General features: G+C 41.2%; 18 protein-coding genes. 9 read left to right on the top strand and 9 right to left on the bottom strand.

Annotated features, from left to right (window positions below; genetic code table 11):
* The first annotated feature begins 1 nt into the window (after position 1).
* From edd to BM739_RS12205, 4 genes are all read left to right on the top strand, one after another.
* A complete protein-coding gene (gene edd / locus BM739_RS12220; protein ID WP_076540997.1) occupies positions 2 to 1,828 on the top strand; it encodes a phosphogluconate dehydratase in 1,827 nt (608 codons plus the stop codon).
* Between the two features lie 19 nt (positions 1,829 to 1,847).
* Positions 1,848 to 2,489, top strand: coding sequence for a bifunctional 4-hydroxy-2-oxoglutarate aldolase/2-dehydro-3-deoxy-phosphogluconate aldolase (locus BM739_RS12215; protein ID WP_076540995.1), 642 nt, complete (start codon positions 1,848 to 1,850; stop codon positions 2,487 to 2,489).
* 136 nt (positions 2,490 to 2,625) lie between these two features.
* A complete protein-coding gene (locus BM739_RS12210) occupies positions 2,626 to 3,318 on the top strand; it encodes a class I SAM-dependent methyltransferase (protein ID WP_076540993.1) in 693 nt (230 codons plus the stop codon).
* 21 nt (positions 3,319 to 3,339) lie between these two features.
* Entirely contained in the window at positions 3,340 to 4,452 is a 1,113-nt protein-coding gene (locus BM739_RS12205; protein ID WP_076540991.1) for a hypothetical protein, read from the top strand.
* A 30-nt stretch (positions 4,453 to 4,482) separates the two neighbouring features.
* Here BM739_RS12205 and BM739_RS12200 read toward each other — a convergent pair whose 3' ends face one another.
* Entirely contained in the window at positions 4,483 to 5,079 is a 597-nt protein-coding gene (locus BM739_RS12200) for a DUF1569 domain-containing protein (protein WP_076540989.1), read from the bottom strand.
* 151 nt (positions 5,080 to 5,230) lie between these two features.
* Complete coding sequence (locus tag BM739_RS12195; RefSeq protein WP_076540987.1) at positions 5,231 to 6,079, bottom strand: LysR family transcriptional regulator; 849 nt, start codon at positions 6,077 to 6,079, stop codon at positions 5,231 to 5,233.
* A 139-nt stretch (positions 6,080 to 6,218) separates the two neighbouring features.
* On the opposite strand from BM739_RS12195, the gene rimK reads away from it, so the two are divergent.
* Genes rimK through BM739_RS12180 form a run of 3 tightly spaced genes read left to right on the top strand, consistent with a single transcriptional unit; the run spans position 6,219 to position 8,593 of the window.
* Positions 6,219 to 7,124 (top strand): 30S ribosomal protein S6--L-glutamate ligase, encoded by a 906-nt coding sequence (rimK, locus tag BM739_RS12190; protein ID WP_076540985.1) that lies wholly within the window; start codon positions 6,219 to 6,221, stop codon positions 7,122 to 7,124.
* A gap of 12 nt (positions 7,125 to 7,136) precedes the next feature.
* Complete coding sequence (locus BM739_RS12185; RefSeq protein WP_076540983.1) at positions 7,137 to 8,159, top strand: succinylglutamate desuccinylase/aspartoacylase family protein; 1,023 nt, start codon at positions 7,137 to 7,139, stop codon at positions 8,157 to 8,159.
* An 11-nt stretch (positions 8,160 to 8,170) separates the two neighbouring features.
* A complete protein-coding gene (locus BM739_RS12180) occupies positions 8,171 to 8,593 on the top strand; it encodes a RimK/LysX family protein (RefSeq protein WP_076540981.1) in 423 nt (140 codons plus the stop codon).
* Between the two features lie 368 nt (positions 8,594 to 8,961).
* Here the strand turns inward: BM739_RS12180 and adhE are convergent, their stop codons facing one another.
* The 3 genes from adhE to yfbR form a co-directional block, all read right to left on the bottom strand.
* Positions 8,962 to 11,574 carry a bifunctional acetaldehyde-CoA/alcohol dehydrogenase gene (adhE, locus tag BM739_RS12175; RefSeq protein ID WP_076540979.1) on the bottom strand — a complete coding sequence of 871 codons (2,613 nt, stop codon included), beginning with the start codon at positions 11,572 to 11,574 and terminating at the stop codon, positions 8,962 to 8,964.
* Between the two features lie 392 nt (positions 11,575 to 11,966).
* Positions 11,967 to 13,331 (bottom strand): anti-phage deoxyguanosine triphosphatase, encoded by a 1,365-nt coding sequence (locus BM739_RS12170; protein ID WP_076541066.1) that lies wholly within the window; start codon positions 13,329 to 13,331, stop codon positions 11,967 to 11,969.
* 93 nt (positions 13,332 to 13,424) lie between these two features.
* A complete protein-coding gene (yfbR, locus tag BM739_RS12165; RefSeq protein WP_076540977.1) occupies positions 13,425 to 14,033 on the bottom strand; it encodes a 5'-deoxynucleotidase in 609 nt (202 codons plus the stop codon).
* A gap of 208 nt (positions 14,034 to 14,241) precedes the next feature.
* Here yfbR and BM739_RS12160 point away from each other — a divergent pair, with 208 nt between their 5' ends.
* Entirely contained in the window at positions 14,242 to 15,150 is a 909-nt protein-coding gene (locus tag BM739_RS12160; RefSeq protein ID WP_076540975.1) for a hypothetical protein, read from the top strand.
* Between the two features lie 14 nt (positions 15,151 to 15,164).
* On the opposite strand, the gene BM739_RS12155 is transcribed toward BM739_RS12160, so the two are convergent.
* Complete coding sequence (locus tag BM739_RS12155) at positions 15,165 to 16,007, bottom strand: endonuclease/exonuclease/phosphatase family protein (RefSeq protein WP_303046096.1); 843 nt, start codon at positions 16,005 to 16,007, stop codon at positions 15,165 to 15,167.
* A gap of 122 nt (positions 16,008 to 16,129) precedes the next feature.
* Between BM739_RS12155 and cls the strand changes: the two genes are divergently transcribed.
* Complete coding sequence (cls, locus tag BM739_RS12150; RefSeq protein ID WP_076540971.1) at positions 16,130 to 17,581, top strand: cardiolipin synthase; 1,452 nt, start codon at positions 16,130 to 16,132, stop codon at positions 17,579 to 17,581.
* Positions 17,582 to 17,715: 134 nt separating this feature from the next.
* Here the strand turns inward: cls and BM739_RS12145 are convergent, their stop codons facing one another.
* From BM739_RS12145 to earP, 3 genes are all read right to left on the bottom strand, one after another.
* Complete coding sequence (locus BM739_RS12145) at positions 17,716 to 18,930, bottom strand: pyridoxal phosphate-dependent aminotransferase (protein WP_076540969.1); 1,215 nt, start codon at positions 18,928 to 18,930, stop codon at positions 17,716 to 17,718.
* 333 nt (positions 18,931 to 19,263) lie between these two features.
* On the bottom strand, positions 19,264 to 19,824 hold the full coding sequence (gene efp, locus BM739_RS12140) for an elongation factor P (RefSeq protein ID WP_076540967.1): 561 nt from the start codon (positions 19,822 to 19,824) through the stop codon (positions 19,264 to 19,266).
* Between the two features lie 46 nt (positions 19,825 to 19,870).
* Positions 19,871 to 21,064: an elongation factor P maturation arginine rhamnosyltransferase EarP gene (gene earP / locus BM739_RS12135; RefSeq protein WP_076540965.1), complete on the bottom strand. Its 1,194-nt coding sequence runs from the start codon at positions 21,062 to 21,064 to the stop codon at positions 19,871 to 19,873.
* Positions 21,065 to 21,152 lie beyond the last annotated feature (88 nt).

Below are 21,152 nucleotides of genomic sequence, written 5' to 3'. Positions count from 1 at the left end.
CATGCACTCAGTAGTTCAAGCTGTTACCGATCGAATTATCGCTCGCAGCCAAGATTCTCGTAAAAAATATCTTGCAGCATTAAATGATGCTCGCGCCAAAGGCGTACATCGTAGTGCATTAAGCTGTGGCAACTTAGCCCATGGTTTTGCGGCTTGTAAGCCAGATGATAAAGATTCTTTACGTCAATTAACCAAAGCGAATATCGGTATTGTGACGGCATTTAACGACATGTTATCTGCCCATCAGCCATATGAAGATTACCCAAACTTCATTAAAAAAGCCTGCCAAGAAGTCGGCAGTGTTGCTCAAGTTGCTGCGGGTGTGCCGGCAATGTGTGACGGTGTGACCCAAGGTCAACCTGGCATGGAGCTTAGCTTACTGAGTCGTGAAGTGATTGCAATGTCAACGGCGGTGGGGTTATCTCACAACATGTTTGACGGCGCCTTATTATTAGGTATTTGCGACAAGATTGTTCCGGGTTTATTGATTGGCGCGTTAAGTTTTGGTCATTTACCTATGATGTTTGTGCCAGCAGGCCCAATGAAATCTGGTATTCCAAACAAAGAAAAAGCCCGCGTACGTCAACAATTTGCTCAAGGCAAAGTTGATAGAGCGGCATTGTTAGAAGCTGAGTCAAGTTCTTATCACAGTGCCGGTACTTGTACTTTCTACGGTACTGCTAACTCTAATCAGTTAATGCTTGAAATGATGGGGTTACAGTTACCGGGTTCTTCATTTGTGAATCCTGATGATCCATTACGTGATGAATTAACTGCAATGGCAGCTAAACAAGTGTGCCGCTTAACTGAAATGGGCACCCAATACACCCCAATCGGTGAGATTGTTAACGAAAAATCCGTGGTTAATGGCATCGTCGGTATTCTTGCTACAGGTGGCTCTACCAACCTGACTATGCACATTGTTGCAGCCGCGCGCGCTGCTGGCATCATTGTTAACTGGGATGATTTTTCAGATTTATCTGATTGCGTACCGTTAATGGCCAAGGTTTATCCAAATGGACATGCTGATATTAACCATTTCCACGCCGCAGGCGGTATGGCATTTTTAGTCAAAGAATTACTAGATGCAGGGCTTATCCATGAAGATGTTAACACTGTAGCGGGCTTTGGGTTACGTAAATATACCCAAGAGCCGCGCATTCTTGATGGCAAGTTAACTTGGGTTGATGGGCCAACAGAAAGTTTAGACAAAGAAGTGTTAACTCACATCGACACGCCTTTTCAAAATAACGGCGGTCTAAAATTACTTAAAGGCAACCTTGGTCGTTCAGTGATTAAAGTCTCCGCCGTACCTGCGGGTAACCGAGTTGTTGAAGGCCCAGCGGTTGTTATTGACGACCAAAACAAGCTCGATGCTATTTTCCAAGCCGGTGGTTTAGACCGAGATTGTGTTGTGGTGGTAAAAGGCCAAGGCCCGAAAGCTAACGGTATGCCAGAGTTACATAAACTCACGCCATATTTAGGTACCTTACAAGATAAGGGCTTTAAAGTAGCGCTTGTTACTGATGGTCGTATGTCGGGTGCGTCAGGCAAAGTGCCTGCAGCGATTCACTTAACGCCAGAAGCATTAGATGGCGGCCTTATTGCAAAGGTCGAAGATGGCGACATGATTCGCGTCAATGCTGATACAGGCGAGCTAAGTTTACTGGTGGATGAAGTCACTTTAACTGCACGTGTGGCAGGGAAAGTAGATCTACATCACTCAAGTTATGGCATGGGCCGTGAATTATTTGGTGCTTTACGAAATAGTTTAAGCAGTCCAGAAACAGGCGCTCGTAGTACCAGTGCCATTGACGAAATTTATTAATTAAAAGGAAGATACTCGAATGCTTGAGAATAACTGGACGCTACAGCCACAAGATATTTTTAAACGCAGCCCGATCGTTCCTGTCATGGTGATCAATAAAATCGAGCATGCGGTTCCGTTAGCGAAAGCATTAGTAGCGGGCGGCATCAGTGTTTTAGAAGTCACTTTACGCACAGAATGTGCTTTAGAAGCCATTGCATTAATTGCCAAAGAAGTCCCTGATGCGTTAGTGGGTGCAGGTACGATTTTAAATGAATTACAACTGCAGCAAGCTGTAGATGCGGGTTCACAATTTATTATCACCCCTGGTGCGACGGTTGATCTGCTTAAAGCCGCTAAGCGTGGCAAGGTGCCGTTAATTCCAGGTGTTGCGAGTATTTCTGAAGTCATGGCGGGGATGGAGTTGGGTTACACCCATTTTAAATTCTTCCCAGCAGAAGCGTCTGGCGGCGTTAATGCACTGAAAGCTTTCTCTGGTCCATTGGCGAATATTCGTTTTTGTCCAACAGGCGGCATTACGCCGACAAGTTATAAAAACTACTTAGCATTAGCCAATGTTGATTGTATTGGTGGCAGCTGGATTGCGCCTACTGATGCTATGGAACAAGAAGATTGGGGTCGTATTACTCAGCTATGTAAAGATGCCATCGGTGCTTTATAACTCGAGCGTTTAATCAGCGATCATAAAAAGCCACTTTCGAGTGGCTTTTTTGTTTTTAAAATAAGACCGATCATCAATTTTATAGTGTATAAATTAATACTGGTGAATTGGCATTAGTAAAATGGACACTTTTTAGATGGATAAGTACCAGCAAACGGTAAGCGTATTTGATAAAACTGCTGATAAATATCAGCAAAAATATATGGATTGCGCTTTATATGCTCACAGCCTTGATAAGTTTGCTGGCTTAATACTGACTGAATTCACCTCAGAGCCTAGGTCTCAATTAACCTATAAAACTGAAGCGGCTATTGCCATGTTCGATATTGGTTGCGGGCCCGGTAATGCTAGTTTATATCTGCAACAGGTTTTATCTGGGCAATTAAACGTCTCTATCAATATAACCGGAGTGGACTTATCTGCAGCGATGATAACCCTTGCTCGAGAGTACAATCCTGCAGCGACATTTGAGGTTAACGATATCCGCCAAATTGCGGCAACAAAGAATAAATTTAATGTACTGCTGTGCTCATTTTGTCTACCTTATTTAGCAAAAAGCGATATCGCGCCTTTTATTGAGTCTTTAGCTAAGGTTTCGACACCACAAGCGTTAGTCTATATCGGTTTTATGCAAGGTGACTACAGTCAATCCTGTGTGCAGGAGTCTGCTGAGGGTGACAAATTACATATGTATTTTTATCAGCCTGCATTTATAACGTCCTTGCTGAGCCAATATGATTTTGAAATTGTTGATAGCTTTACAGAAGATCATATCGTCGATGGTCAGAAGATGGCCACTGATAGATTTATTTTTGCTAGGAAAAAATAGCGTTAATCAAGGAGTGATAACATGCAAACAAGGCCAATAACTTCCAAAATCCCTGTTCTCAGTCTGCTAGCTTTAGCATTTAGTTGGGTTTTATTTTATCAACACGATATGTGGCTTAATGATTATGGCGCTGCTAAATTCGATTGGTTGTTACTCATTGACGCTGCTATCACTTTACCAATAATTTGTTTCTTGTGTGTCAAATCGGCCAAGTTAGCACTGGTTAAGGCGCTAAGTTATTTTGCAATTCTAATACTGCTTGGCAGTTTTATTATTCCCACTGAGCAACAAATATTATGGCCTTATTTAACTCAGGTTCGTTACCTGTTACTGACAGTATTTGTGTCAATCGAGCTATTTTCGATAGCCTGCGTGATATTTGCCATAAAAGCAGCGCTCAAATCAGCGGTTGATCCTGATCTTGCCATTAAGCAGCCCATTTGTACTGTATTTGGTAATAACTGGGTTGCCGATATTATGATATTTGAAGCCAGAGTGTGGAGTTTCTTTTTGTGTGGTCATTTAATCACACAGTCAACATACCAAGGCGATTCACATTTTAGTTATCATCATAAAGACGGTAATCAGTCTAACGCGCTAGGATTTATAATGATGATAGTGTTTGAAATCCCGCTGATGCATTTACTGGTTCATTTTATGTTTTCAGGCTTCAGCGCCAATGTGGTAACGGCATTAACTTTGATGAGTTTGGTATTCTTTATTGCTGAATATCGCGCTATGTCACGCAGACCAATCACAATCGAGACTTGTGCAGCCTCAATAGTTAATGATTTCGAGCCAAACACTCAAGCTAAGCTTGGCTTAGTGGATTTAGATTCAGGCTCAGAAGCAAGCAGCGGTATTCAGAATAAATTACATATTCGTTATGGGGTATTTAATTGTTTTAGCATTGATTTAAGTAATATTAAAACGGTTGAGCCCAACAAATTAGCCATACGACGAGCAGAAACGGTAAAGCGCTTTAATTTTTCAGGTACACCTAATGTCAAACTAACCTTAGTTGAGCCCATTAAAGGAATTGAGATTGTGTATATTGGAGTCGATAAACCTGATGCGCTTATTGGTGAATTAACTAAAGGTCTGGTAAAGGACCAAGTTCCTAACAATTGTTAAAATAACTGCTGTTATTGACCCTATATAGCTTCAGCTTAACCTGCGCAGTTGGATTTGCTGCATATGATTATTAAAGTGCATCACGTGGGCTAAGGCGTATTCATGTTTACTAAGCTTGCCATAAGCAAAGTGGGGCTGTAATTGCCCTGTGTATTGCTGAAAGTCTACTAGCGATTGTTGCAACCTTTTAAGGGCCAGCAAATAATCTGCCTGCTTTGAAATTAAAGGTGCACCAGGTATCAATTCAGCGAGGTTATGAATCATCTTGCCTTTCGCACTGAATAAAGCAAAAGCGCTAGCGCCAATAGTGTGTTTAAAAGCCTCAGCTTTGTGTTGCGGATAACCTGTCATAGAGTACTCAACACTTTGGGCGCAATGCGTAAAAATTTGGTTTAAATCCCAATCTACAGATGTTGTGCTTAAAGTATCCTTTGCTGCTTGCTCTGGCTTGCTGTCAATGACGGCAGCAGCCAGCAATTGCGCTATTTGAGATAATACATTATCTATAGTCAAAGGCTTTGGTGCAGGGCTGATGCTAAACCAAGTTGCTGTTCCAGCAATCGTGGCGCCAGCGCCAACCACGGCACCGCCTTTTACCAAGGCTGTTAAAAACGATCTTCTATCCATGGTTATCCTTGATGGGCTCTGTGAGTTGCAGACTAAAATCGCGTCTAATTTAAGTAACGTCTAATTCAAGTGGCTTCTAATATAAGTAGCGCCTAATTTAAGTGGCGTCTAACTCAAGTAACGTCTTACTAATGCTACTTGTCTATTCGCTTTATGTTTTTAAATAGGGAAATAACTGCAGCGTTTGTTCAATGATATCCACTTTATGACCTTTTTCTAAATACACTGCATAGATTTCTCGAGAAAAAACCGGCGCATCGTCTACGATAAAAAGTCTATTGCTTTCAATATATTCAAACGCCATTTGTCTTGGCAGGTAGGCGCAGCCACCGACATCCAATAAAAAATTAAGAGCAATCCTTGGTTGGTTCATCGAGTGTTTTGCTGGCGGTGAGTCTTGAAAACTGCGTCGATATTGACTGTTAATCGACTCACCATAGTCCACCATAATGTAGTTTTCTAATGTCGAGTTTTGTTTGGCGCTATTTGATTCAGTGCTAACAAGGTATAAGGGCACAGTCGCAACCTTAGTTATTACTAGGTCTTCTACATAAGGCGGCTCGAATAAAAAGGCCACATCAATAACGCGACTTAACAAGCTTTTTCTTAATTCAACCGGTGAAAGAGTATTGGTTAATAGGCTCATACCTTCAATATTTAGGTGAATTTTGGTTAGCCAGCCTTGAAGGACGATATCCCATATAGACATGATAGAACCGATGGCCAGTTGATGGTTATCACCCTCAGCAATACCCACATCTTGCTTGGCCTTTTGCCACATCAATAACAGCTCATTGGCATGCTTAATTAAGCGGTTACCCTCAGGGGTTAATTTGAGGTGTTTCTTACTGCGATCAAACAGTAACACCCCTAAATCCTCTTCTAAAAGCTTGATTCTGGCACTGACAGCAGACTGGGTGATAAACAAATTTTCGGCAGCGACTCTAAAATGTAGCGTACGGCTAACCTCTAAAAATGTTTTTAATAATTCTACTTTCATCAACATCCTTTAAAAGCTGTGATTAAAATTTTTGATTAAACACATCAAAAAATAACGTTATATTTATGAGATAGATACTCATACACTCAGCGAATTACAGCACCTTTGTACAATAAAAGAAACATAATCAGGACATATTATGAGAATTGCGATTCTATCAAGAAACCCAAAGTTATATTCAACTCGCCGCTTAAAAGAGGCGGGTGAAGCTATGGGCCACACAGTGGATATTATTGATACATTACATTGCTACATGGATATTACCAGCAGTAAGCCAACCTTGCGCTACGATGGTAAAGAGCTTCCGATGTATGATGCTGTGATCCCGCGCATTGGTGCATCGGTGACATTTTACGGTACCGCAGTGGCGCGACAATTTGAAATGATGGGCACCTTTAATATTAACGAATCTGTCGCCATTAGTCGCTCACGCGATAAATTACGCTCTTTGCAATTATTGTCACGTAAAGGCATTGGCTTGCCACGTACCGGTTTTGCTAATAAGCCTGACAATATTAAAGATTTGATAAAAAACGTCGGTGGTGCGCCTGTTGTCATTAAGCTACTAGAAGGCACCCAAGGTATCGGAGTGGTGTTAGCTGATACCGCTAAAGCTGCTGAAGCCATTATCGAGGCCTTTATGGGCTTAAAAGCCAATATTTTGGTACAAGAATTTGTTAAAGAAGCTGGCGGCGCCGATATTCGCTGTTTAGTGGTTGGCGGAAAGGTTGTTGCGGCAATGAAGCGCCAAGGGGCTGAAGGTGAGTTTCGTTCTAACTTGCACCGTGGCGGCTCTGCTGTAGTGGTTAAACTATCTAAAGAAGAGCGTGAAACAGCAATTAATGCAGCCAAAATTATGGGGCTAAACTTATGCGGCGTTGATTTACTGCGCTCACAAAATGGCCCTATGGTGATGGAAGTTAATTCATCGCCAGGGCTTGAAGGTATTGAAACGGCTACCGGAAAAGATGTCGCGTCAATGGTATTTCAATTTTTAGAAAAGAATGCCAAGCCCCATAAAAACAAAACTCGCGGTAAAGGCTGATTGGGACGCATTATGAATAAGCTAACCATTGGTGATTTTGACATTTTAGCGGGTGAGCAACGTAAAATTGAGCTGCCAGTAGCAAAATTATATACCGACGCAGATGTGTCTTTACCGGTACATATCATCCGTGCAAAAAAGCCGGGGCCGACAATATTTATCAGCGCGGCGGTACATGGCGATGAGCTAAATGGCATTGAAATTATACGAAGGCTAATTAAACAAAATAAATTTAAGATTACTTCAGGAACCCTCATAGCAGTACCTATGGTCAATGTGTATGGGGTGGTGAATCAAAGCCGCTATATGCCAGATAGACGGGATTTAAATCGCTGTTTTCCTGGCTCTGCGAAAGGTTCATTAGCTGGACGGGTGGCGCATATCTTTCTTAATGAAATCGTTAGACATTGTGATTACGGCATAGATTTACATACTGGCGCGATACACCGCTCTAATTTACCGCAAATTAGAGCGGATATGGCCGATGAGGAAACCAAATTACTTGCAGAGGTGTTTGGGGTGCCAGTGATTTTAAATTCAAACTTAGTGGATGGTTCCTTAAGGGAGTCAGCAGTTAAGAATCAAACCAAAATCCTCTTGTATGAAGCAGGTGAAGCATTAAGGTTTGATGAGTTTTCGATACGCGCCGGCATGAAAGGCATTTTAAATGTATTGCAACACTTAGGCATGATTAGAAAATCATCATCAAAAGCAAAGAAAAAACGCGCCCCATTTATCGCTAATGGCAGTCAGTGGGTACGTGCCAATGCCAGTGGCATTGTACATAACATTGCCAATTTAGGTGATCAAATTACTAAAGGGCAAGTTTTGGCTGAAATTGGTAGTCCCTATGGCGAAGTGATTGACTCGGTGATCGCATCACGCTCTGGCATATTAATCGGTAAACAAAATATACCGTTAGTGCAAGAAGGTGAAGCCATGTTTCATATTGCTTACTTTAGCGAAAATGATGAAAAAATTGCTGAACACATTGAAAATGTTCAAGAACAACTATTACCAGATACTGTAAATTAATGAGTTTCGATATGAAAAATAAAACGATTATTGGCAACTTAGAGTATATCGCGCTGCCTAAATTAGGTATTACCGAGTTACAAGTTCGCGTAGACACTGGGGCTAAAACCTCGTCTTTACATGTAGATAATATTAAAAAGGTGCTGATAGATGGCGAGCATTGTGTCTCGTTTGATATTCACCCAGATTCACATAATGTTGATACTGTAAAAAGCTGCCATGCTCCTATTAGTGATATCCGTAAAATTAAGTCATCTAATGGCACTGTGGAGCAACGTTACGTGATTAAAACGCCAGTAGTCCTTGGGCAACAAAAGTGGTCGATTGAGATTACTCTTACCGATCGCTCAGACATGAGTTATTTAATGCTATTTGGTCGTGAGGCATTAGGAACACGGTTTTTAGTGGATCCGTCAGCAGTGTATTTAGGCTGATAATTCAAGCGAGGTAGTTAGGGGGAGTCAGGATAAAAAGGGGTAATAATGGACTTAGTACAAGTTGAACAATTGCTAAAATTGACAGTGTTTACTGCTGCACAACAGCCAATTACCTTAGGCAGCATATCCACAACGTGATGTGCATTTGGATGGCTCACTGACACTAATAAAGTAAAGGTAAACAGTAAATTATTAAATAAAAATACCGCTGATACATTTGATAATAATCAATATTGTATCAGCGGTTAATTAATCGCTATTGTTCAAGCCAGTTTTTTATAACGCTAGCTTGTGTAGACTGGTACCAGAGCTAGTGCCGAAAACTAGCAAGTAGCAAGTAGCAACTAGTAAGTAGAAAATAGCAATTAGTTATCTTGATAAGCCTTACCATAAAAGCTATCTAATAATATCTGCTTTAACTCACTAATGAGCGGGAAGCGCGGATTGGCACCAGTACATTGGTCGTCAAAAGCGTGCTCGGCTAATTCATCCAATTTTGCTAAGAAATCGGCTTCATTAACACCAGCTTCTTGAATAGAGGCAGGAATACCAACTGCGGTTTTTAGCTGTTCAATTTTACTTATTAGCAATGCTACCTTGTCTTTATCCGTGGTATTTGAGTCAATACCTTCAAGCTTTAGGGTTTCAGCAATCTTTGCATAACGACATAAGGCTTTTGGGCGGTCGTACTGACTAAAAGAGGCTTGCTTGGTCGGCATATCGGTGGCGTTAAAGCGAATTACATTACTAATTAACAATGCGTTTGCTAACCCATGGGCTAAATGAAACTCAGCGCCGAGCTTATGGGCCATTGAGTGGCAAATGCCTAAAAAAGCATTCGCAAAGGCAATACCGGCGATAGTGGCGCCGTTATGGACTTTTTCTCTGGCTATTGGGGCTTTAGCACCCAGTTCATAAGCTGCTGGTAAATGCTCACATAATAATTCCAGTGCTTGTAAGGCCTGACCATCACTAAATTCGTTTGCCATCACGCTAACATAAGCTTCTAATGCGTGAGTTACAGCGTCAATGCCACCAAAAGCGGTTAATGACTTTGGCATATCCATTACTAAATTGGGGTCGACAATTGCCATGTTAGGAGTGAGTTGATAATCCGCAATAGGGTATTTCATGCCGCTCACTTCATCGGTAACCACGGCAAACGGGGTAACTTCTGAGCCTGTGCCTGAGGTGGTCGGTATTGCTACCATTTGCGCTTTAACCCCTAATTTAGGGAACTTATAAATACGTTTGCGTATATCCATAAAACTCAAAGCTAAGTCAGCAAAGTCAACCTCAGGATGTTCATACAATACCCAAATTATTTTCGCCGCATCCATAGGCGAGCCACCGCCTAATGCAATGATGACATCAGGCTTAAAGCTTTGGGCGACTTTAGCGCCTTGTTTAACAATGGCTAAGGTTGGGTCGGCTTCAACTTCATAAAATACTTCTGTTTCAAGCCCTTGAGCTTTTAATATTTTAATGGTTTCGTCGCAGTAGCCATCATTAAATAAAAATTTGTCGGTGACGATTAAGGCGCGTTTTTTAGTTGCTAGCTCTTCTAATGCAATGGGTAAACTGCCGCGGCGGAAATAAATTGAAGAGGGAAGTTTGTGCCACAACATATTTTCAGCCCTTTTAGCGACGGTTTTCTTATTGATTAAATGACTTGGGCCAACGTTTTCAGATATTGAGTTGCCGCCCCATGAGCCACAGCCCAATGTCAGTGATGGCGCTAATTTAAAGTTATATAGATCGCCAATACCACCTTGTGATGCTGGAGTGTTTATTAATATCCGCGCAGTTTTCATCCTAAAGCCAAAGGCTTTAACTCTTTCGACTTGGCCATCTTGGTCAGTGTATAACCCCGAGGTATGACCAATGCCGCCTAAGGTAACTAATGCTTCAGCTTTGTCCATGGCATCATTAAAATCAGTGGCGCGGTACATACCTAAAAGTGGTGATAACTTTTCATGGGCAAAGGCTTCAGCTTCATTGATGTCAGTCACCTCACCAATTAATACCTTAGTCCAGCTTGGGACATCAATTCCTGCCATGTTGGCAATGGTTGGGGCACTTTGACCAACGATGTCAGCATTTAACCCGCCATTTTTAAGAATAACCTCTTGCATGGCAGCAGTTTCTTTAACTGATAAAAGGTAGCCGCCATGGGTTTCAAAGCGTTGTTTAACTTGCTCATAAATACTGTCTACTACGATGACGGCTTGCTCTGAGGCGCACACGACGCCGTAATCGAAGGTTTTTGACATCAGTATTGAGCTTACTGCGCGTTTAATATCAGCGGTTTCATCAATCACGATTGGGGTATTACCCGCGCCAACCCCAATGGCTGGTGTACCCGATGAGTATGCAGCTTTAACCATACCGGGGCCGCCGGTTGCGAGGATAAGGTTAATGTTACCGTGAGTCATAAGTTGGTTAGACAGCGCCACTGAAGGCTCGTCAATCCAACCGATAATGTCTTTTGGTGCACCAGCGGCAACAGCGGCATCTAAAACGATGCGTGCTGCAGTCGTGGTGGATTGCTTAGCTCTTGGATGTGGCGAGAATATAATACCGTTACGGGTTTTAAGGCTAATGAGCGCTTTGAAAATGGCCGTTGAGGTTGGGTTGGTTGTGGGCACTATGCCGCATATTATCCCCACAGGTTCGGCAATGGTGATGGTGCCAAAGGTGATGTCTTCAGCGATAATACCGCAGGTTTTATCGTCTTTGTATTTGTTGTATATATATTCAGATGCAAAGTGATTTTTAATGACTTTGTCTTCTAATAACCCCATGTTGGTTTCAGTAGCTGCCATTTTAGCAAGTTTAATACGAGCATCTGTGGCGGCAAGAGCTGCTGCTCTGAATATTTTGTCGACTTGTGCTTGGCTGAAATTGGCAAATTCTTTTTGCGCTTTGGCGACTCGCTCTATTAGTAGGTCAAGTTGTTCGGTGTTATTGACAGTCATCATTACGTCCTCAAAAGTTGTTAACTAAAGCGTTTTAGTTAACCACTCTCAGCAGCTGATATAGCTGTGTCCTTGAATCAAGATATTCGTCTCTACGTGATAAAATTACTCCTTTAGCGGTATATATGTCGTGATCTACAGCACAAATCACTATTAATGGTAATTAAATTACAAAAAAGCGCTAAGTTAAGTGATTATAAGAGGGTTACAGAGCAGGCGGTTAATTTACTGAGAGTGTTTTATCTTTGAATTAATAGCATAAAAATTTAAGCTAACAGAGTGTGCTTTGGCAGGAAGTATATTGAAGCTTTATTACAGTGTTAGTGACTTTAGATGATTAACGCTCACTAAAGCCACTAACACAGCTGTACTCGTTATTCAGGTTAATAGGGTTATCTTTCTAAGCTAATTTCAAAAATGCCAGAAGACTTAGGGCCAAATAATTGCTGGTGTAATTTACCGGCAAATTCATCGGTCATACCTGAAATATAATCTGCAATCACTCGCATCGGATTAAGGTTATTCTCCTTGGCATGTAACCAACGCTCTTGGGTGTTTAATGGCAGCAACCGCTGTGGATCAGACTCAAAGGCTTCAAATAATTCCATCACAATTTGTTGGCCTTTGTATTCAAGCATTTGCATTTCAGGTTTACGAATAACGTACTTATAGACAAATTGTTTTAAAGTATGCAGCGCGATGGCAAAGTCAGGCTCTAGGCGGGCATTGTATTTTAATAAGGCTTCTTCAAATTTGTCGTCTTGCTCGATATTAATGGCAGTGACAAAACCATTCACTAAGGTGCCAATGGCATCTTTACGTAAGTGATGTTGATGGGAAAATAATTTATCAACAATATGGCTAAATTCGTGACTAAGCCATGGGTCATTGCTTTGGCTTAATTTATCGGCCACATCTTGCTGCCACTGCAAAGGCGTGACTATGCCCATGACGATGGCATCTTCTAAATCATGGACCGCATAGGCGATATCGTCAGCCAACTCCATGATGGAACAATCAAAAGATTTATACTGGGTTCGCTGGTGTGGATAGTGTTGATTGCTGCTGTTTTTAATGCTGATAAAGCGGTTTCTATCATTAACACTTAACGCTGAAAGTACCCAATCAAAGATATCTTTATCATCATTAAAAAGCCCTTTTACCGACGGCCATTGGGATGGTCTTAATTGCCTATGGCTGGTTATTTCTGGGTGACCTAAATCAACATGTAACTGGCTATACAATGCAGGATACTTTAACACTCCAAGTAAGGTTCGTCTGGTGAGATTCATGCCCCAGTATTCGGTATAGGGTTCAAGTCTGGCTAAAATCCTAAAGGTTTGGCCGTTACCTTCAAAACCGCCATGATGGCGCATCATATAGTTTAAGGCTACTTCGCCGCCGTGACCAAAAGGTGGGTGACCAATATCATGGGCTAAGCAGAGTGACTCGATTAAACTCATTGAATCGAGCAGCTGCTCAATGTGGGGGTATTTACGTTTAAGCTGCGCGGCGATGCCTGTGCCAATTTGTGATACTTCTAATGAATGGGTTAAGCGGGTGCGAAAAAAATCGTTCATGCCAATGCCGTGTACCTGAGTTTTAGCTTGTAGGCGACGAAAGGCGGCTGAGTGGAGTATCCTAGCTCTGTCACGTTGAAACGGACTGCGGTGATCATTACGGCGTAATTTATCTTCACCGAGGCGGCGTTCATGCCATGGATTTATTTTAGTGCTGCGCTCAATATCAGCGTTCATTTGGTTGTCATTGTTGGCGGTTAATTCGGTTTCAGTGACATCACTAGTGTGTATTTCATTATCTGACATTGATCATCCTTTACTGTGTGAGCATCAGTTAGTTAATTCGCTCTCAGTCAATTTATCTAATGTGGAGGTGCAGCTATCGAGGAAAATATCGATAAAACATTTTACTTCAGGTAAATCTTGTTCCATTTGCTTAAGCTTTTTATCCAAATTAGCTTTTACATGTTGGAATTCGTCATTATTAAAGCGTAGCTCATTCATGGTTTTTACATAGGCTTGTAAAATATCTGCGGCTTTGACGATAGCTTTGTATTCTGGGTCAACTTGGGTTTGAACTAATAGTGGCTCCATTTCTTCACGCAGATCTTCAGGTAACGAGGCTAAGCACTCTTTTTCTGCCAGATCTTCAAGCTTTTTAAAGGCTTTGGTAAATTCAGGGCTGTGATATTTGGTATTGGAGTTGATATCTTGGAGTTTAGTTTCTGACACTTCATGGTAAAGGGCGATAGTGGCGGCTTTTTCTGGATTGAGTTTACCGCCAAAGCGTTTATTTTTTATGACCACCAATAAGTGTGCAATCACAGCCACTTGATGACAATGCTCTGAAACGTTTTCTTTTTGAAAACAATGCATCAAAGCCCAACGTTCTAGCAATGGCATACGGGTGATCCATGCCATAAAAGTGCTTGGTTTCATAATTGCCTCGGTAATAGGATTAAGGCGAATAGCAGATCCGTGTCTTTAATGAATACGGATAACGGCTAAAAAGCTATCTGTCTACTGTAATCAACTACACTGCACCATACAACTGTATTTTATATTAACAATTAGCCTAAATTTACGTTAGCATAACAACGGATAAGCTTGATTATGAAAGAAAATGTTAAGTTAAATGAGATTGAATATGGATGATGCTCACTGTTTGCAATTAGATAGAATAGTCACTAACGAAGAGCTTTATATACTCGACAATGTAAAATCACTGAATTTTGTGTGCGATGAATGCGCGGTGGCGCTGATACCTTGCTCTTACAAAAAAGCGGTTAACTTACGTCGACCTTATTTTAAAACCTCAAAAAACGTGGAACATAAGCAGCATTGTTACGCTAAAGCCAGCAGCAAAATTAAGCAGCAAGGTAAAACATCACGGCTTAGTAGTGATGAAGGCTTTCCGTTAGCCTATCCCAATCGGTTTAATTTAACCGCTGCGAAGTCAGTTAAAGCGGTGAGCAATACCGAAATTGCCGCTGCTGATGTTAATCACTTATCCATGTCAAAGACCGCAAAAGATGTAAGTCGTAAGCGCAAAGCGAATTACGTCACCAGCTCTTTTCAAAGCATCGTCGATCAGTATTTTGATTTTCCGTTTGATCGTGACAGGGCACTTACATTTGAAGGGGTTCAGGGACAACAATATGGGCAGATTTTCACAAAAATCGTTAACCCTGTAGGTAAGCAAAAGTTTCGTTTTCAAACTGACAATAACGATACCAAGGTGTTTTACAGCACCTTAGCATGGGATAAACCACAAGTTGAAGCCGACTATATTATGATTAAGTTATCCGCTGGCTGGTGGCAAAAAGTGGATAATAAAAATAAAAACCTCAGACCCTATTTTGTCAAAATTCAAACCAGTGCATGGCCTGAAGCGGTAAAGACAAATTTTGTAAAACGCTTAACTCAAATACGAGAACTGGTAAAAGGCACCGACAAAAAAGCCTTGGTTGCATTCGTGGGCAAGCAAGATCAGCAAGAGGATTTTTATCGCTTTTTTGCTGAAGAAGCCAAACTGATTAGTTTTAAAGTGGTTTAATTTGGCTCTGGGTGTTATTGCAGCATAAACTCTGTTTGGATCGGATTATGATCTGAGGCTGAGGTTTCGTTAGAGTCTGCATTTATTAAGGTTAAACCGCGATAAAATAAATGATCTAGGGGTAAGCCAAATACCCGTTTACGAAAATCTGCTTTGTATTTAGCTTCTGTTAGGCTCAAGCCATGAGTGAGTTGCCTTAGGATACTCATTCTACCTTCTCGCCAGGTATTTAAGTCTCCCGCTAAAATAACCGGCCCCTGATGTATGGCGACTTTTTTTAGCACTTTTTTCAGTTGTGATTCGTAACTAGTAAGTCGCCAGTCGAAATTAACCCCATGTAAATTGACCACCAGTAACTGCTGGCCATTAGATAATGGGTACGTGGCCACAAGAGTCGATTTGGCGAATCGAATTAAAGGTTCTGCAGTTTGATAGGCACAGGCTTCATTAGCTGGTTGAGATGAAATATTCATCACCCCCATTGGTACGTTAAGCAGCTTAAACCCCTTGGCCATTACCACATGGTGCTGCGTATCGGTTAAATATTGCGAAAAACGACGATTAAGTTTGGCTTCTTGCAGCAGTAACAAATCTGAGCCTTGAGTGATTTGCTGTAATTCACTTTGCCAGTTTCTCTTTTGTTGTTTATAAATGTTCCAAACGGCAATACGCAAGCGACCTTGTTGATCAAGGGGTTTACTGACTGTTTGGGATAAACATTGGGACACAAACATGGGTTGTACTTCGCTCATCATAACCTCGGCTTCGCCATTGAATTTCGTCACTACAAATAAATACAATCCGCCGCTAAACAATAGAACGGCTATTATCCAATATTTTAATTTGTTAAGGCTCAAGGTTACCTCGGGGTATATGGATAGCTGCTGAATGTGTCGCTTTGCTATATGCTTGCTTGTTTAAAGAGTACAATCAACTTTACTATTAACTTTTCAATACACCTAGGAATACTGTAAAAACTATGGATCAATTGACCCAAATTATTGCCATTGTTGGTGTGGTGCTTTATTGGCTTATTTTAGGTGTGGTGGCAATTCGAATCGTTATCAAACGTCGAAGTATCGGCGTGTCATTTTCTTGGTTGTTGATTATTTACTTTTTGCCTTTTGTTGGGGTGTTTGCCTACTTATTATTTGGTGAATTGCATTTGGGTAAAACCCGCTCGAATCGTTCAAAAGCCATGTATAAACCCTATGCCGAGTGGTTTAAAGCGTTATACGAGCATAATGCCCATAAACCCGAAAGCCAAAGTCATTATGCTATTCCTATTAGCCATTTGTGTGACACCCAATTAAGGATCCCATCTCTCACTGCCAATGAAATGGTGCTAAAACATACTACCGATGACATTTTAAACTCAATAATTAGCGATATAAATAAGGCTAAAAATTGTATTCATATGGAGTTTTATATTTGGCATCCCGGTGGTCTTGCAGATGAAGTGGCTAATGCATTGATTGCCGCTAGGCAGCGTAATGTTGCCATTAAATTACTATTGGATGCCGCCGGCAGTCGCCAGTTTTTTAAATCATCATGGCCAAAGTTAATGACAGATGCAGGAATTAAAGTGGTGCCAGCATTGATTGTTAGTCCACTGCGTATGCTGTTTAGGCGCATGGATCTACGCTTGCATCGTAAAATCGTTGTTATAGACAATACCGTGGGCTATACCGGCTCAATGAACTTAGTTGATCCTAAATATTTTAAGCAGTCTAGCGAGGTCGGAGAGTGGATTGATATGATGGTGCGGATCACCGGACCTGTGGTTCCAGTGATTAATACCGTAAGCAGCTGGGACTGGGAAGTTGAAACCAATGAGCGCTTTTTACCTGAGCAGCCGCCTGCAGCAGAGTCGACTCATACATCATCATTAGTTCAAGTTATTCCCTCTGGTCCTGGGATGCCAGAAGATGTTATTCATCAAGTATTATTACAAAGTTTATATCAAGCCCGTACACGTATTGTTATCACCACACCTTACTTTGTACCCAGTGAATACTTGTTGGTGGCCTTAGTCACGGCAGCGTTAAGGGGAGTTGATGTCAATATTATTATCCCAAGGCGCAATGATTCCACTATGGTCAAATGGGCCAGTAGTTCCTTTTTCACAGAACTGTTAAATGCTGGTATAAAAGTCCATCAGTTTAACGGTGGTCTATTGCACACTAAGTCGGTGTTAATTGATGATGAACATTGCTTGATTGGTACGGTAAATATGGATATGCGTAGCTTGTGGCTTAATTTTGAACTCACGTTAGCGGTTGATGATGTTAAGTTTGCTTATAAATTACAGCAGTTACAGCAAAGCTATATTGATGATTCTGAGCAACTTACTTTAGCACAGTGGAATGAACGCCCTTGGTATAAAAGGGTAATTGAACAAGTTTTTTATTTGTTTAGCCCTTTGCTTTAACCTTTCACTTTAGCCGTTTAGTTTCGCTTTTTGCAATAGAGTTTCGCGTAATCGATAACGCCTTGTCATCAGCTTATAAAAACAGCCACTATAAAAACTATAGTGGCTGTGTTTGTTGTGACTATTACTGATTATTACTGTGAGTAGTTCTCTAAAAAGTTACCAAAATCTGTGAGCGCCTTAGTTAAGTCTTCTTTGTGGGGTAAAAATACCACTCGCAGATGATCGGGCTCTGGCCAGTTAAAGGCGGTGCCTTGGACTAAAAGCATTTTTTCAGATTTTAGTAAATCCAGTACCAGTCTTTCATCGTCTCTAAGATTAAATTTCTTTAAGTCCAGCTTAGGGAAGGCATATAAAGCTCCCTTAGGTTTTTTAACGCTAACACCGGGTATTGAATTAAGCACGTCATAACAGACGTCTCTTTGGGCGGTTAAACGGCCATTTGGCAGTATTAACTCGTTAATACTTTGATAGCCACCTAAAGCGGTTTGTATCGCATGCTGATTAGGTACGTTAGAACACAAGCGCATTGACGCCAACATGTCTAAACCTTCAATATAGTTTTTAGCGGCTTTTAAATTGCCACTGAGCACCATCCAGCCAACACGAAAACCTGCAGCGCGGTAAGCTTTAGATAAGCCATTAAACGTCACTGTTAAAATATCATCTGAAAGCGAAGCTGCATGCACATGCACAGCTTCATCATAAAGAATTTTATCGTAGATTTCGTCGGCGAATAAAATGATGTCATGTTGACGGCACAGTTCAACCACCTCTAACAATAACTCACGACTGTATACCGCACCTGTAGGGTTATTGGGGTTGATGATCACAATGCCGCGGGTGCGCGGGGTGATTTTACTTTTAATATCGTCAAGATCCGGAAACCAGTCTGATTCTTCATCGCAGCGATAATGCACTGCTTTACCGCCAGCAAGGTTGGCTGCAGCGGTCCATAGCGGATAATCAGGTGAGGGGATCAGTACTTCATCATCGGTATTAAGTAGCCCTTGTAATGCCATACAGATAAGCTCAGATGCACCGTTACCGATATACACATCTTCGATATCAATACCAAAGATCCCTTGAGCTTGATAATGCTGCACAATGGCTTTACGGGCAGAAAATAACCCTTTTGATTCACAATAACCTTGTGCGCTTGGTAAGTTTAAAATGACGTCACGGACAATTTCTTCAGGGGCTTCAAATCCAAAAGGGGCAGGGTTGCCGATATTCAGTTTTAATATTCTATGACCTTCATCTTCTAGGCGGCGTGCCTCTTTATGAACAGGTCCTCGAATATCATAGCAAACACTATCGAGTTTATTGGATTTGATAATAGGGCGCATACTTGCCTCAAGTTACTAATACGACATAAGTATCCGAACAATAACGAATTAATGGCAGTGAGAAAAGGATTAATTGAATATTTTAATCAGTTTATTAGAGGATTGTACTGCACGGCTTATATTATCGACACGCGATTAGGTTAAATGACTAAATCGGCGAGCGTAATCAAGATGAAACACTAACTTGCTGGCGTTTTTGAGTGTAACTCTCTGATTAAAGATAAGCTAACTTAAGTGTATAAAATAAATACAAAAAAACAAAAAAGCCAGCAAGTGCTGGCTTTTAGACTTTTAGGGTGGTCCCGTTAAAGGCCTCCCTAATGATAGCGATAATTAAACGCGTTTTTTGAACTCGTTAGTACGAGTATCAATTTCGATTTTATCACCGATTTTAACGAATTCAGCTACAGTAACAGTACCACCACCAGTAATGGTTGCTGGCTTCATTACTTTACCTGAAGTATCACCACGAGCAGCAGGCTCAGTGTAAGTTACTTCACGAACGATGCTAGTTGGTAATTCAACAGAAATCGCTTTACCTTCGTAGAAAGTGACTGAACATTCTTCTTCCATACCGTCAACGATATAAGCAGAAGCATCACCTAAGTTGTCAGCTTCAACGTCATATTGGTTGTACTCAGCATCCATAAATACATACATAGGATCTGCGTAGTAAGAGTAAGTACATGCTAAACGTTCTAGGATGATATCTTCCATTTTGTCATCACCTTTAAAGGTGGTTTCAGTGGTAGAGTCTTGTAGAACGTTCTTTAATTTGATTTTAACGATTGCAGCGTTACGACCAGAGCGAGTTGTTTCAGTTTTCTGAACAACCCATGGGCTGCCATCTAACATGATCACGTTACCAGGACGGAGTTCATGAGCAGTTTTCATTACTTTATTCCTATATTTTAGGTATTAATTTTAATTGCGCAGTATCTTAGCTGGTTTTAATAAATTGAACCAGACGTGTAGCAAGATCTGCATCATTTTTCGCATCAACTGCCCAATCTGCAGCATGACGCTGCATAGGCAATTGCACTGAAATAAGTTGTTGCCAATATTCATTGATATCGACACGTTGCTGATTGAATGCAAAATTCACTTCCGAGAAGATATTTGCAAGTCTATCATCAAGTTTGTGGGTATAGATATTAACAAAAGCCTGCAGTTTTACTAGGTGATAATCTTCATCTTGTGGGTAAATATGCCAAATAAACGGCCTAGCTGCCCACTGAGCGCGCAAAAAAGAGTCTTCTCCGCGAACAATGTTGATATCACAGCTCCAAAGCAGTCGATCAAAGCCGCTTTGATCTGTCATTGGCAGAATGTGAATAACAAGATTTTCCAGCTGATATTGCTGACCTGGTTTAATGTTATCTATGGTCACTGGCAATAAATCAATGATGCTGGTTAAGCTTTTGCCCATAGGAATTAACGCATGTAGGGTTTGGCTTGATTGACGCCAAAGCTTGACCAAATTTGCTAGGGCTTGTGACTCATAACTAAATACTGATACGACGACATCTTCAGCGTTAATGCCTGATAACCCTAATTGGCGAAACAATGACAGTTTATTGCTGCTATCAGCTTGCCAAGCATCACGTTGGCTAAATAAGTCTTGCTCGCAAATCAATCCACCACTTTTTGCTGTAAACCCAGGAAAATAAAAATACTTTTTAAGGCCACTTTGTTGCATTGAAGGCAAACCGTGACAGCCATCAACCCAATCTTCTGCGCAAAGGTATTCAAGGTTTATCCATAGCGGTGGAGTATGTGATGAGGTCGAAGTCTGGTGTTTATTACGCTTATGGAGCTCTTCAATACAGCTTTTAACTTGTGAAGGTAATTCACAAGCAAATGCTTCAATCAATACGCTTCCAGCTTTGTACTCAATATCTAATGGATTATTCCATTGAAAAATATTAACACCATAAAAGTATTGCTGGGCTATCGCCGGGTTTAACTGCGGTAAAATATGCGAAAAGCTGTGTAAGTCATCGACCCACAAATTGATTTCAATACCGTACTCTGCGTGCAACTGTTTGGCTAAACGCCAGGTGACACCGATGTCGCCGTAGTTATCGACAACAGCGCAGAATATATCCCAATGTTGATTGCTTGATTGGTTCACTTTTTATCTCTCAACACAATAGCTCGCTATTTGGTGCCAAATGTTAGCGCTAAAAAAAGCGGCAATGGCCGCTTTTTAAACTGTTTTT

Origin of the sequence: Shewanella sp. UCD-KL21 (assembly GCF_001957135.1) — a bacterium.
In the GTDB taxonomy this organism is placed as follows: domain Bacteria; phylum Pseudomonadota; class Gammaproteobacteria; order Enterobacterales; family Shewanellaceae; genus Shewanella.
This window is presented reverse-complemented; position numbering and strand designations above follow the sequence as displayed.